The sequence below is a fragment of the Butyrivibrio sp. ob235 genome (genome assembly GCF_900109475.1).
GTDB lineage: Bacteria > Bacillota > Clostridia > Lachnospirales > Lachnospiraceae > Butyrivibrio.
Genome location: NZ_FOBE01000016.1, coordinates 64,382 through 80,190, shown reverse-complemented (window position 1 = coordinate 80,190; position 15,809 = coordinate 64,382). Strand labels below are relative to the sequence as shown.

5 protein-coding genes are annotated in these 15,809 nt (G+C 42.8%); all 5 read right to left on the bottom strand.

Annotated elements, in window-relative coordinates:
- Positions 1-98 precede the first annotated feature (98 nt).
- The 5 genes from BMW61_RS22490 to dhaM all read right to left on the bottom strand — a co-directional run bounded on the left by BMW61_RS22490 (position 99) and on the right by dhaM (position 15,721).
- Complete coding sequence (locus BMW61_RS22490) at positions 99-8,297, bottom strand: family 43 glycosylhydrolase (protein WP_091822332.1); 8,199 nt, start codon at positions 8,295-8,297, stop codon at positions 99-101.
- A 259-nt stretch (positions 8,298-8,556) separates the two neighbouring features.
- Positions 8,557-9,627, bottom strand: a complete 1,071-nt coding sequence (locus BMW61_RS12255) for a LacI family DNA-binding transcriptional regulator (protein ID WP_091822330.1) — start codon at positions 9,625-9,627, stop codon at positions 8,557-8,559.
- 199 nt (positions 9,628-9,826) lie between these two features.
- Positions 9,827-13,945, bottom strand: coding sequence for an endo-1,4-beta-xylanase (locus tag BMW61_RS22485; protein ID WP_242876725.1), 4,119 nt, complete (start codon positions 13,943-13,945; stop codon positions 9,827-9,829).
- A gap of 285 nt (positions 13,946-14,230) precedes the next feature.
- The gene (gene dhaK, locus BMW61_RS12240; protein WP_091822327.1) at positions 14,231-15,226 is read right to left on the bottom strand and encodes a dihydroxyacetone kinase subunit DhaK; all 996 of its coding nucleotides are present in this window, start codon (positions 15,224-15,226) and stop codon (positions 14,231-14,233) included.
- 99 nt (positions 15,227-15,325) lie between these two features.
- Complete coding sequence (gene dhaM / locus BMW61_RS12235) at positions 15,326-15,721, bottom strand: dihydroxyacetone kinase phosphoryl donor subunit DhaM (protein ID WP_091822324.1); 396 nt, start codon at positions 15,719-15,721, stop codon at positions 15,326-15,328.
- Positions 15,722-15,809 lie beyond the last annotated feature (88 nt).

The window sequence follows — 15,809 nt, the reverse complement described above, 5'->3', positions numbered from 1 at the left end:
GATAAAATTTTTATAAAATTTCATAAATACAGCATTTCTTTTCATAATAAAATGTAAAAGTGCCGGTCCACGAGAAACCGGCACTTTGTGCTTAAACATTATTTCTTTTCTTTAGTAATCTTCTGAAGTTTACCATTCTTAGCAAAATGATATGTTTTCTTTCCTATTTTGACTTTTCCGGTCTGCATCACTCCATCCTTGTCAAAGTAGTACTTTGCACCGCCAATCTTCTTAAAACCGGTATAAACCTTACCCTTTGCATCAGTGTAGTACTTCTTACCATCAACCTTGTGGAAGCCTTTATTTGCAAATCCCTTCTTATCAAAGAAGTATTTCTTGCCCTTGAAGGTTACAAGTCCCTTTGCTACACCGCCTTCCTTAAGAACAAGCTGGTACTTACCCTTATTCTTGCCCTTCTTGATCTTTTTGATTTTTCCTGATACTGAAGGGATTGTCTCCTCTGAGGAATTATCCGATATAGCAGTATCATCTGATCCCTCAACCTTAGGAGTTGTTGTTTCAGTCTGAACTGCCTGTCCGCTCTCAGATGTTTCAGGCTTGGTTTCAGGCTCTGACTCAGTTTTTGTCTCCGGCTTATCAGCGGGTGCTTCTTCTGAAGGCTTTTCTTCGGAAGGCTTCTCTTCAGAAGGCTTCTCTTCGCCTGAAGGATCCTCTTCTCCTGAAGGATTCTCGTTTTCATTTGAACCTTCCAGTTTTGCTGTTCCTTCATATAAAGCCTTTACTTCCTCTGCGGAAACAGGTCTATTAAACAGGCTGAAATCATCAACCATGGCAGTTGTGTATTCTCCGCCTCCCCAGTTAGCCTTACCAATCTGTGTTACAGCGTTCTTTCCGAGAATCTGATCAGCTCTTGCCGTTGCAGCTACTGTACTTACGAGTTCACCGTTGACATAGAGTTCCGTGTATTTTTTGTAGAATACTACGGTTACCATCTTCCATTCGTTGTTAAATGCACTGATATCAGCAATATTTGCCTCACTTCTTACACCTCTGTTTTTATATCTCTCAACATGAAGCTTACTATCATTCGACAGCGGATCTATAACGCCGATGTATTTCTCATAATTATTCTTTGGTGCATCCGCTGTTTCTGCCGCATAGAAGAGCCACTGTGTCTCATTCTTAACCTCAGAATTACTCCAATAGTTTACGCTAAAGGACTTAAGGCCTGAAAGAAGTGATGATCCATCCTCTTTTGTAAGAGTAAGATACTGTTTATCTGCCTTGTTAAGCTTAACAGCCTTGCCATCTCCGTGCTCTACCGCATCATAACCATTATTTACTTTGGCTACAGCACCTTTTCCTGCAAAGCCTTTTTCTTCATCATCAAAGGTGAAATGCGCAATAGCAGCCTCTGAAAGCGTTGTATCAAAGGTATCCTCTTTCTCTACTGTATCGATTCCCCATTTTTCAACAGCGGCTTCGTATTCTGCATCAGTAATGCCGATAACTGTTCCGTGTCTCATGGTTGAAGGGAAGGAATATTCACCCTTGGTAAGCTTTGTAAATTCGCCGCTTCCGATATCATAAGTTACGCTCGGATAGTATCCTCCGCCGCCATAATTATCAAGGAGCATGCACCATTTATTCTGATCATTAAACTTGAAAATAGTTCCGCCTTCAACACCAAGCTCATTATTGAGGTAGGTTGATTTAACTCTGGTCCACTCGCCTGTCAAAGATCTAGCTCTTTCAAGAATCTCATATTTTCCCTTTTCAGGATCACCTTCATCAATAGCAGCGTCGCCTGACTCAGACTTGGAAAGTCTGTAATATACCTTCTGTCCGTTCTCCTCCACTGCTATTACGGATGTATCAATAATACTCTTGTCGACTCCGTTCTTATCCTTCACATGAATCCATACCTTTGGTTCTGAGAAGGTGTAGAAGTCTCTTGTGGTTGCGTACCAAATTTTATGGAAGCCACTTATCATAGATGCCCAGAATACAATGTATTCACCGGTCTCATCATCATAGAAAGCCTCAGGAGCCCAGGTGCATCCAGCATTATCGGCAGCAACCTCTACCATTCTCTGCTCGCCCCAGTTCACCAGGTCTGTGGACTCCCAGATCATTATGCACTTACTTCCTTCATTCTGTGCTCTGCCCCAGTCACCATTTTTATTGATATTGAGGTCGGTAGCAATCATGTAAAACTTATCGCCCTCAGGTGATCTGATAATGAACGGGTCACGAAGGCCTTTTTCACCCATAGTTGATGTAACAACCGGGTATCCGTCATTCATTGCGCTCCAGTTAAGACCATCATCGCTTCCCGCAAAGTAAATCTGCTCTCCGTCTGCTGTGCCCTCACCTGTGAAGTATGCAAACAGATAATGAGTAAGCTTATTTTCACCGGCTTTAGCCTTAACAGTAAGCTCAAATGCCTTATTAAAGCTCTCATCCCCAAGGGTAAACGTTGCTGTAAGAGTGACTTTCTCATCCTTCTCTGTTCTGTTTACAACACCCTTTTTGATATTTCCGGTGTCTTCATCTGATACGATTTCAGGAGCAGATGATTTCCAGGTTATAACTGAACCGTTCTTTCCTGTCTCCGGAAGAGTAATATTTCCTCTTACATCCGAAGTATTAGGAATGGTTACATTTGCAGCATCTTCCTTAAGCTGCTCCATAGAAGAACCTACAACCACAGTCATAGTAAAGGTCTTCTGATCATCAGCAAGATCCTGCATTTCAACATCCTCGGTACTTGTGAAAACAGGCTTTCCTTCAGTGTTAAATCTGAGAATTGCCATGTTCGCATTTCTGCAGGGATCATACAGAGGGTCTTTACCTGCCCAGGCACATTTCTTGTTGTAGCACTCCTCATCACGTGCATGATAAACAATTACAATGTCGCCTGTCTTGTTATCGAAAGTAAAGCTGTTATGTCCGGGCCCGTACTGTCTCTCGAGGTCAGTAGTCTTCAGAACAGCCTTCCTGTTCTTCGTCCAGCTGTCAGGATTCATAAGATCAGATTCCTCATCTGCAGTAAGAAGTCCCACGCAGTATTCAGGTCCTGTTGTGGAGCCCGAAAATGCAACATATATTTTGCCGTCTCTCTTAAGAACTGCAGGTCCCTCATTTATCTTCTGCGTACCATTCATCTCCCAAGGATATTCGGGAGTAGAAATGATTATAGGATCAGATGCAAGCTTCCAGGGCTCATCTGTATTAAGCTCTGCCATAGCAAGCTTGGATACATCCGTCTTATATGCCCAGATAACATAGCTCTTTTCACCTGCAGTGAACATTGTCATATCAAGTGAGAATGTATCAAACGCATCTTCAAATCCACCATCCTTGTTAACAAATCTTCCTTTTTCCTCCCACTTTGCAGGATTAAGAAGATCAGATGAATCTGTACAGTGAAGCACATAAGGTCTTATTGACCAGTAATCATTGTCACAGCAGCCTGAGAAATATACATACCAGTCTGAACCGATCTTATGAAGTTCTGGAGCCCATATATGGTGACTTAATTCACCGCTCTCATGAGCCTTCCATACCGTAACATCCTCTGCCTCTGAAAGACCGGCAAGAGTCTTACTTCTGCGAAGAGCCACTCTGTCATAGCCATTTTCAGCATCATAATATGCCGGCCATGAGGAAGTCATGTAATAATATCCGTCATCTTCGTTATAGATTACATAAGGATCAGCCTTTTCATCTACAACAGGATTGCCATAATATGAGAGCTTTCCTGTAAGCTTATAGGTTCCTGCCTTGAAGTCCTTGGTATTAAGAACTCTGTTTCCATTTTCGTCATACCATGTAATTACTGCATCATCCTTGACTTCATTGTTATTGAAAGTAAGTGTTGCACCTGTATTTTGAAGAAGTGAATAGTCTTTTCCAAGTTCAACAGATACTTTCTCGGAATATCTGGGTTCTACGGAAGTAACCCTGATTCCAAGATCTTTTTCTTCCTGAGCTTCAGCCCTTTCCTTATAGGCAACCTTCTCAACATCTCTGTTTTCATAGAGTTCTTCAATTTCCTGCGCTGTAAGAGCTCTGTCAAATACTGCAAGATCATCCATGATCATGTCAGAGTACTCGCCGCCGCCCCAGTTAGCCTTACCGATCTGAAGAATACCCTTATTTCCACCAAAGATATCTTCAAGATCCGCATCGGAAGCAACTTTACTCTTAAGCTCACCGTCTATATAAAGAAGTGTATCGTTTTTATCAGCGACAACAGTCACCATCTTCCAGTCATTAACCTTAGGTGTCTCATTAGTTGCAGGTCTTCCCTGGTTTTCAAGATAGAAGCGCTCAACTCTGATTTTGCCATTATTTAACGGATCAGCAATTCCAAGATATTTTTCCTTTCCGGAAACCTGAGCATTAGCATTAGGAGCTGCATAGAATGCCCAACTTGTATTGCTTGTAGCCACATCGCTGAAATAGTTGATTGTTACACTGTCAAGTCCCGCAAGGACATTCTTCTTGCCATCAGTACTCTTTACATCAAGCCACTGATTATTACCAAGCTTAATAGCTTTCTTACCTACAGCTGCATCACGAACGAGTTCGTAGCCGCCATTGGAAGTAGCCTTTGCACCTCTTCCTGAGAAGCCCTTTTCTTCACTGTCAAAGGTAAAGTGAAGCACAAGGTTACTGTCGCCCTCTTCGGCAACACCGGGATCTTCATCATCTTCGGGTTCTGCAGGCATCTTAGCGAGATAGTAATCATAAAGATCCGCTACTTTATCACCTGTCAGAGCGCCATCGTAAACCGAAAGCTCATCGATAAGAATATTGTTATATTCTCCGCCACCCCAGTTTGCTTTTCCGATCTGAAGAATGCCATTCTCAGTGAAAATGTTGCTTAATGCTACTTTACTGTCAGTACTGTCCTTAAGCTCACCGTTGATATACAGGAAAGTATTATCGCTGTCAGCCACAACCGTTACCATCTTCCACACATTGTCAATATTTGGAGTATTGGTGGTAGCAGGTCTTCCTCCGTTGTTGAAATACCTTTCTACATCTATGAGGTTATTATTCTTAGTGTCCATTACTGCAAAATATTTTTCATTCGGATACTGCGGTGCATCAGCATTTGGAGCCGCATAGAATACCCAGTGAGTTCCTGTATTATTACTTGTCTTACTAAAGAAATTAACTGTGATTGTATCGTTACCGGCAAGAATATTTTTGCCGTCAGCACCCTTAACGTTTATCCATTGCTGCTTTGTGCCATCTAGCTTAAGGGCTCCTTCACCGATAAGCTTATCCCCAGTTGATACTGCAAATTCCTCAGTTTCCGTATTAGCTTCATAATAGGTAAGTGCGGCATTTGAAGCTGCATCGCTTATGTTCTCATCAAATGAGAAATCAAGAATCTTCTTTGCGCTCATATCAGATTCAGGATTAATGTTACCATTTCTTACGCTTACACCATCAATGATATAAGTTGTGATGGAGTTACCTTTTGCTGTTGCTGTGAAGAATTTACCGCTCTTGTCAACGTTAATATCATCACTTTCTGAAACATCAGCCCAGTTCTCACCATTAGCAAGAGATCCGCTTGTACGGATGGCTGTAACGTTTTCTCCTATCGATCTGAACTCAGAGAGATCGAACTTCCATGTCTTATCTGAAGCCTTATCATTTGTAGCAACAATTACGAGTTTGTGTCCCTTTGAATCATAAGCAGCAACTGTATTCTTTTCGGAGCCCATAAGTGTATACCCGGGTCTGATATATCTGGAATACTGTCCGAAGGAGTAATATTTCTTTGTAAGAACAACCTTCTGATTGCTGTGATCTGCGATAGCAACACCCCAAAGGCTCTTGCCTGCACTCTCATCATTATTCTCAAGCCACTCTTCAAGGCTCTCTGAATTATCATACTTATTGTAAGCTTCATCATATTTGGAAGCTGTCTCATTAGCAGCAATGTCTTCTTTATCGGAAATATGAGTATCAATAATATCCCATATTATCCATGCTGAAGGCATAAGGCCGTTGAGGTCTGTGATAAGTCTCTCGGAAAAACCGAGTGCGCTGGACATCTCGCCTGCGCCGTTTACGGTGAACGCTCCGTCAACCTCACTCATCCAGAGATTCTCTCCGCTTTCTTCGGCGAGAGTTCTGAGTCCTTTGCGATTACTTCCGCTGTATGTATGTGTATCAATTCTTGTAACAACATTCTTTGCCTCATCAGAGAGTGCCTTATAAGAAGAAATAGCTGTATCGATGCTTGTCTCATCTGATGCTGAAAGAATGATATCGGAAAGCCCCTTCTTCTTAAGTTCATTAGAAAAAGCTGTGATAATGCGTGACTGTGACTCGCCAAGGTCAAAGTGACAGCCTTCCTGCTTATCACTGTTCTTCCCCCAGTAATTTGTGTAGGGCTCGTTCATGGGAGTTGCACTCTGGAAAATGATTCCCTCATCTTTCCAATGCTCAACTACGTCTGCCATATATGCAGCAAATGCATTAACACTATCGCTTCGAAGGTTATCCTTATTTGAGTCCTCATTACCTGAAGAGCATCCGCTAACCGTCATGAAATACGGAGGTGAATTCGAAAATGCTTCCGCAATAAATTCATCTGCACCCACCTTAGCAATTGCCGCTTTTAACACATTTATCTGATTTTTATCTGCATCCCAGTCATAATTCCAGGCAAAGCCGCATTCCTCGTCATATCTGGTAAAAGCTGCAGGATCCTCAACATCTTCAATTCTTGTTACATCCTTGCAGTATCCGGGAACAACGGAATCTGATCTCACGATATGATTTGCATGAGCAAAAGGTGTATCAGGATTTGATGACTCATCTATCTTTTCCTCATACTTATCAGCTCCTTCGGGAACTACACCCTCATCTCCGCTTTTAACAATAAGAAGCTTAACAAAATCAAGTGTCCAGTCATTGTTTATTCCACCGATTGTAAGCTTGTTAGAGCCTTCTGTCAGCTTTACATTTTTCATTGTTACTCTGTAAAGCTTTTGATCTCCGCCTGTTGCAACTACATCTTTATTAATCTCGTCCTTGGATACGCTGTAGTACTCAGTAACTACGCCATCCTGCTGTGAATTAAGGGCGGAAATAGTCTCCACTTCCTCCTGCACATCTATGTTTTCCGAAAGTGAATCGGTTTCAGCTTCAGGAACTACTTCAGTATCCTCAGCATTCCCTGTATCCTCTGCCGTTTCAACTTCAGCGCCTTCAGAATCCTGTACCGTATCATTTTCTGATACAGTTGTTTCTTCCACCTGTGCCTTTTCTTCATTTGCCACAGGAGCTTGCTCTGAAGTTTTATCATTGCCGGGAGCAGTAGTCTCCTCGAAGGAGGTATTCTCTGCTTCTTCGGTAGCAGTTTCATTATTACCTGTATTTTCCTCAGCACTATTTTCCGGGGTAACTGAACCTGTTTCAGTACCTGTTTCTTCGGTAGTGTTTGTTATTTCTTCAGAGTTTTCTTTTGAAGGAGAAACTGCTTCTTCGCCAGTCTCCTCAGATATAACTACTGTAGAAACTTCAGCTGTTTCAGCCTCCGCATCGTTATTCTCAGCGGGCACTTCAACCGTCTCGGTGCTTACTGACGCTCTGTCAACTCTGAGCCCTACGCCCCTTCCATTATCTCCGCTAAGAGTAAACAGCATCTTAACGGTATATTCACCGGTATCAGCAGCATTAAAATTAAATACAAGATTTCCACCCTGCCCCGGCTGCGCATCAAGCTCATTAATCCAGCCTATTCCATTGAATTTGCCAACCTTATCTCCTTTTGCAAATCCAAAATCAGCATCGGAAATCAAATACTTAGAGTTTGCGAATTTACCGTTCTCTTCGCATTTCATGTTGGATCCTGTATATGGAATCTCTGCTCTGTCTGCGGTCAGAATCTTAGCCTTTTTATTTCTCGGCACTTCCACCTTCTGTCCAAGGTCCTTGGGATCATAGGTATTGTCACCACCGCCCACGTTATAGCGGCCAATGTTAAGTCCAAGTCCCTCATTCTCATCAAAGAAATATGTGGCAGCCTGCTGTGTTAGTTCATCGCTGTAACCGATACGATTCGCCCACCAGCAAAGCGAAGTTCCAAATCCCTGGAACTCACCCAGTCCGTCACCATCAGTATCATTGAAGGTTGATACATCCTTCGTGTCGATTCTGATGGTTTTGTCCACAGACCCCCCGGCTGCTTTTGCCGTAAGACTAGCATCCATTCCCGGCAAAGAACCGAACAGCGTCGCTACAGAAACCGATGCCGATAACAGGGCACTGGCTCCCCTCTTGTAGAAACTCCTTCTCTTCATTTTTATCCTCCCTTTTTTTTTACCTCCGGGCATTTGCCTGCGCCCGACTATATTTTGCAGCTCCCTACAGCTGCTTTGGTTCATAGTAAAGTGTATAGGTAAAATTTTATTTCATTTTTTACTTATGAACAATGTATGATTTTTACTGAATTTTTACTTTAAATTTTATCTATAATTCCAATAACGTTTAAGTGCGTAAAAAAACAGCATGTCAAGCAAAAAAATTGCCCACATGCCGTCTATAGTGTTTATATTTTTATCAGATTTTCCTTACGCTCTCCCTCTCCGAAAGCCCTGTAGGTACCAAAACCCTTATAGGCATCATAGTTTCATCAAGAAACAGTTGTTTAAGTGTATTTATTGCAACCTTAGCCATCTCATCCATATAGATATGAATTCCCGAAAGCTGTGGCTGAGTGTAAGTAGCAAGTACAGTATCATTAAAGCCAAGTACGCTGGCATCCTCCGGGACCTGAATACCTGACTGTATAAGTCCTCTCATAGCATTAAGAGCCGCTGTCTCATTAAAGGCAAAATAAGCCGTAGGTCTTTTGTCTTTCTTGCCAGCCTTCTTATCGGCTACAAATTCCCTGATTCTGTCAGCAGCGTCCTTACCGGAGGAATTTGTCTCGATATATATTGCTTCAAAAGCATCTCCATATCTTTTTGCAAAATCCTTAAAGATCCTTCTCCTCATCTCGGGAGCTGCATTCCCTGTAGAATCAGGTGTCTGACTCGGTCCCACAAAAGCAATCCTTTTATGTCCCATCTCAAGCAGATATTTCAATCCCTGCACAACACCTGTCTCATAATTGGCCTGAACCGAACAGAATCTGACTGCATCCGGTGAAGAATCCAGGAATACTACACGTTTTGTCAGCTTAGCCATGGCATCCACTTTTCTCTTGGAAAACTGGCCGATAGCCACAATACCGTCAACGTCCTGTCCAACATTCTTGTAGGATTCAGTTTCTTCATCAAACTGCATGGTTACAGTCTCAAAGCCATTATCCATGCACATTCTCTCGACATTGCTCTTCAAATACATGTAATATGTATCATCTAGCAATTCTCCGATACTATGCATCTCAACTATGCCGATTCTCTTGGTTCCCAGATCCGTCGACCGTCTTCTGTAAACTCCGTTATCAACAGATATACCGGTCTGCTTCTTGGCATTTTTTGTTTTATAATTGAGTTTTTCGGCAGTGTCGAATATTATTTCTCTGGTACTTTGCGGAACATTTAATGTCTCATCCCTATTGAGCACTCTGGAAATAGTGGCAACCGAAAAGCCGCATTCATTTGCAATTTCTTTTAATGTGGACATAGCAATTTCCTTTTCCGTGAATAGGCAAACTTTTTACTAAATTTTACCATTTTTACTATCTCACGTCACGCAAAAATATGTATTTTGGTTTTATGCATATTTTACAATATTATACATGCAAAAAGGCCCTTCTCCTTTTGGGGAGAAAGGCCTTCTCTTGATATATTTCCTTTAGGGAGGGAAACATATATCCGTTTTCTTAGTTCTGTATGCTGTAGCGGATGGAATCACCAATCTGACCATCACCAAGAATACCGAACTCTGTGCTCTGTCCGCTTGAAAGATATGCATTCCAGCCAACAGGTGTGATTACATAATAATCACCGTCTTCATCGATATTAACATTCCATGCATTACCGATATTGATATCATTCTTGTTGAGCTTAAGTGTCCAGGAATTTACATCACTGGATGAATTATTGGTAACCTTAAAGCTTACCTGATATCCGTTTCCCCAGCTGTTGATTGAATACTGGAGATCAAGGCCGTCTGCTACAGGTGCCGGAGCAGGCTCTTCTTGTGTAGGTTCTTCCTGTGTGGGCTCCTCTACCGGTTCAGGATCGGGCTGAGCAGGTGTAGGCTGCGGCTCTACTGTCTGAGGATCTTCATTTGGCTGTTCCTCTTCAGTACTGCCCTGCTGACTTTGTCCGTTTCCGCCAACCTTCTCAAACTGCCAAAGCTGGTTTGTTCCGCCGTTATAAGACCACTGACATACATTTGTTCCGTCATCTGTCTTTTTCTTGTAAACATCAAGAACCTTTGTCTCATCAGAGCTCTTTGTGGCAATTGTATAATAGCCATCATTGTCTGTCTGCTTTACAACAAACTTCTGAGCATTTCCGCCATAGCCCTGATAAATACCAACGTTTGTTCCATCCTCGTTCTCGCCGTTAGCAACATCGAGCATAACGCTGCCAAGCGCGCTTGTGAGGTTGATGTATCCGTCATTTGTATTGGTTACATACCACTTCTGACCGTCCACACCGGTGCCATTGCTTATGCATACGTTTACCCATCCGTCAGCTGAGTTGCCTTCAACTGTAAGATACTTCTGAGACAGATAGTTCTTTACATAATACCAGCCATCTTCGATGTAAGCATTGTCATGAGTATCGCCCTGAGGCTCTTCTACCTGAGGTTCTTCCTGTGCAGGTTCTTCATTCTGAGGATCATCGTTCTGAGGGTCATCATTCTGAGGATCATCTGAAGGCTGAGGTGTCGGCAAAGGCTCAGGTGTATAGCCTGATGTAGGTGTGCCGAAGGTCTCTGTATAAGCCTGGATTACCTTATCATAAGCGGGCTTCTTGGATGTAGGTGTGCTGAACAGAAGCGGCTTCGCGTTATTAATCCATGTAACCTGATCTGAGAGTCCCCACCATGTGATACTTGTGATCTTACCGCCATTCTTCTTAAGAGAGTTAATATTCTTATAAAGATTGTATACGTAATTGGAAAGATCATTGTCACCGTTGTTTGTTATATCCATCTCTGTGATCTGTACTTCAAAGCCCGCATTAAGGAATGACTTAAGAGCCGAAATATAGAAGTCCACAGAAGGATAATTTGTTCCAAGGTGTGACTGCATACCTACACCTGAGCACATCTTCTGATCTGAATTGATGTAGTTTACAAGTGTTATGATCTTATCAACTTCCTGATATGTATTGTAATCATTGTAGAACAAGCTTACAGAATCAGTGAGGTTGAAATAATCAAGTGTCTGATATGCATATGTGAATGCCTTCTTTACATAAGAAGCATTTGTTCTGTTGTTTCCGTAAACAGCTTCCCATCCGGAATTCTGTGCATGCATTACTTCGTTTGCAATATCCCATGCATAAACAACACTACCGTACTCACTAAGATATACATGGTTCATCACAGTCTTCACATACATCTCAAGACGAGCATCCATTGTAGACTGATTCACAAAGCCGGCATTTCCTGAGAAGTTGCTTCTGAAAAACCATGAAGGAGTCTGTGAATGCCATACAAGAGTATGTGCTCTCATTCTAAGACCGTTCTGGTAACAAATCTTCATAACTTCATCAACTGTACTGAAGTTAATCTGCGGTACATAAGATTCTCTGTAATTATCAGGAATGTAATAACCGAGATTCTTAGCGTCAGCAACAGAGATAAGTCGTGCAGATCCGCCAAGAAGCGCATCAGGCTTCATCTCGTTTTCAAGAGTTATGCTGTTGTAATTCTTCTTAATAAGCTCGAGTGTATTAGCATCTCTAAGCTGATAGAGATTGATGCAGGTTCCTGAATAACCGAAGGTCTGACCGTAGGTGTTAAGAAGAGTCAGATCTGAAGGATTCAGAGCCTGTCCCTGATTGCCGCCCTGGTTTCCACCTTGGCTGCCACCCTGGTTACCGCCCTGAGACTGACCTGAACCGGTATCCCATGTGAGATAATCAAGATATGCATCCCATGTACCATCATCTGATGTAATTGTAAGTTCTACAGTAGTAGCTCCTGTAGCATGAGTTACATTCTCAATAGTGTACTCTGCAGGATACTCATCACCATAGTAGAAGGTTCCCTTGGTCTCTCCGCCGATCTTAAGAACAACCTTAGCCATGTTGCTGTTGTTTGAACAGCCGCGAAGAGTAAAGTTATGTGTATCATATGCGAAGTACTGATCAAAGCTTACGGTATCATTGTTGCCATAAAGTGCAACGCCGCTGAACGGACTGCTGATAGTGCCTGTATACTGACCGCTCTTGGTCATATTCTCGCACTCAACTTTGTTATTGTTTGTCTGAGCAGTCTCATTGCCGCCCTGATTACCGGTTTCTTCTGTGCCCTGGTTTCCGCCCTGGTTGCCGCCTTCATTTCCACCTGCGGTCTCGCCGGTGCCTGCAGCTTTCCAGTAGTCGAATTCAAAGCTTCCGTTGAATACGAAGCAGATGTTCTTTACACCTGACACGTTCTTCATTGTGCCTGTGAATTCAGTATTTTTGTTATTAGTATTGGAAAGGTTAATTGTTCCAAGGAGATTACCACTGGGGCTGTTCTCTCTAACCTGGATCGTACCGTTTCCTCTGCTGTTAACGCTAACTGTTATGGAGCTAAGTCCCTTAGAGAAATTAACTCCCTTTATCTTTGTGTAATCGCCGTTAGAGATATTATCAACCCATGCAGCGCCCTCTCCGTTTCCGGAAACGCCAACACCACACTGAGTAAAGATTGTCTCAGCCTGTACTGCTGAATAAGGATCAACATATGAAGTCTGAGATACACCGCTCATTGTAGGTGTAAGTGAGCTTATCTTACCATTTTTAACACTGAGCTTATCAATCTGTGTTGTTCTGTAACCAAGGCTCTTTCCGATAACCTTAGACTCAACAGATCTTGTGTGATAAGCAAGATAATACTGACCGCCAAACTCAAAAATCTGGTGGTGATTATTACCTGTAGAACCATTGAAGAATACGCCGGGATTCTTCATTACTTCGCCCTGATAGGTAAAAGGTCCCATAGGGCTGCTACTTGTCATATACTCGATAGCTGCATTGTTGAAGCCGCCTGAGCAGTTCCAGTTTGAGCAGTATGAGTAGTAATATGTATTTCCGATCTTATTAATTCCGGAATCCTCGAAGAGGTAAGGAGCATCAATTGTTGAAGCTGAGCCTGAAACGCTGGTCATGTCTGCGCCAAGCTTGATAACTCTTGCCGTCTTGGGATGTGCATACTGATTGTTTGGTATGCCACCACCAAAATAGAGGTAGCCTGTTCCGTCGGAATCAACTAAAACAGCAGGATCAAACATCCATGTAACACCGCTGCAGCCGGGTGTAGCACCTGTAATAAGTGCCTTTCCGATAGGATCCTTCCATGGTCCTGTCGGGCTGTCAGCAGTTAATACTCCGATGCCGCTTCCATTATTTGCAAAATAAAGGAAGAATTTGTCTTTACCGTTAATTTTCTTACATGCAATACAAGGAGCCCATGAGTTTTTAGCCCACTTTGCTGCTCCGCTTGAACCGGCAATCTTGAAACTGCCGTGATCTGTCCAGTTAACCAGATCCTTTGATGAATAACAATTTAAAGTGTCAATCTTAGCATAGGTATTCTCGTTGTTGCCAGCGAGTTCCTGTGAGTCATTGGTTGCATAGATGAAAACTTCATCATTGTAAACCAACACTCCGGGATCTGCGCCGTAGTTCTGAGTAACTACAGGGTTATTCTCATTATCCCCTTTAACATAAGTTCCTCCCACTACTTCGGCAGCTAACGAATTTGTTGCATTTCCTATGATAAGCCCCCCAACCATCATAAGAGACAATAAAAACGTTAAGTGCTTTTTCATTGCTTCCCCTTTCTTATGTGTTTTCTATGCTCGAGCAAAATCATTTTAGCAATAATTGATAGTAGTCACTTATCAATTATTGCACTTTGGTAAGCACTTATTGCGAGAAAGCACAATTTTTTTGTATATTTTTAATAAATAATTCCTGTTTGTATTTTTATTATGTGTTAAATAATCACAATCTAGAATTAAGCATAAAAACAGCTCCGGGATATTATTCTCGGAGCTGTCCGTTTACTTTTTATTTTTCTTTTTCATTATTTGCTAAAATGCTGATTAAACATTTTATACCTGTACAAATGCAGGAGTATCAGCAGGAGCATCAAGAAGCTTTTTGAGTTCATCATCGACCTTGAGAAGGGTGATTGAGAAGCCTTCCATATCAAGAGAAGTCATGTAGTTTCCTACAAGAGTCTTGTGAATCTTGATTCCTTTTCCATCAAGAACTTCCTTAACATGCTTGTTCGCAACAAAGAGCTCCATAAGAGGAGTTCCGCCCATTCCGTTAACCATAACAGCAACTTCATCGCCTGAATTATAGATTCCTTCAGCAAAAATCTTATCAAGAAGCTTGTCTGCTATCTCATTAACAGTGCTTATCTTCTCACGGTTTACGCCGGGTTCACCGTGAATTCCGATTCCGATCTCAATCTCATCCTCTGCAAGATCAAAGCTGGGCTTCCCTGCTGCAGGAACTGTGCAGGCATCAATAGCCATACCCATTGATCTTACATTCTCTATTACCTTCTCAGCTATGCGCTTAACCTCTGCAAGATCTCCGCCTGCCTCAGCGCATGCTCCTGCAATTTTATGAACAAAAATAGTTCCTGCTATTCCGCGTCTTCCTGTTGTCCATGTACTGTTTTCAACAGCTACGTCATCCGCGGTAATAACCTGATCAACTTCAATACCTTCATCGCGAGCCATATCTGCAGCCATCTCGAAGTTCATAACATCGCCGGTATAATTCTTGATTACCAGAAGAACACCCTTTCCGCCATCAGCTGCCTTGATAGCTTCAAATACCTGATCAGGTGTGGGAGACGTGAATACCGCACCGGCAATTGCTCCGTCGAGCATTCCTTTTCCGACATAACCGCCGTGTGCAGGCTCATGTCCGCTTCCTCCTCCGGACACAAGTGCAACCTTACCCTTGGATCCGCCTGCTCTTACGAGAACATCAAATCCATCAAGACGCTTAACATAGTTCGGGTATGCCGCAACCATACCTTCGAGCATCTCGTCAACAATATTGTCGACCCCATTAATAAGTTTTTTCATTGCTACCCTCCTTTTCTATAGAGATTACAAATCTCTTAATATTCCCTCATCCGTCAGCTTCGCTGACACCTTCTCCCAATGGGAGAAGGCTATACCGTATCAGGATAATACCTTATTCACCTCGCGGGTTTGCTCCGCTGCGGCAACGACCTGTTCCATTGTGCTTCCTATTGCTGCAGTTACCGCTGCTGCAATGGCGCCCTCCACAATGGGAGCATCCGCAAGCTTTACGTTTATGTTTTCGTCCTCAAGAAGTTCTATTGCCGTCTCAGCACTCATAACCCCGCTTCCGAGATCAGCAAGTAAAACAACACCGTCGCCGTCATCAGCCTGCTTTACCGCTTCTGAGATACGAACCGCGTCGGTTCCGATGCTTTTGTCCTCAAGACCACCCGCGCATATAATCCCCTTGTGCGTAGGTGCAACCTGATCTGTGAGATCCTTAATGCCTTCCGCTATTTTCCAGCTGTGTGATACCAATACGAGTCCTACCATGTTTTTTACCTCCACCCCCTCATCCGTCTGCTTCGCAGACACCTGTCTCCGTTCCACTCCGGTCCGCGCTGAACCGACGTCCCCCGGA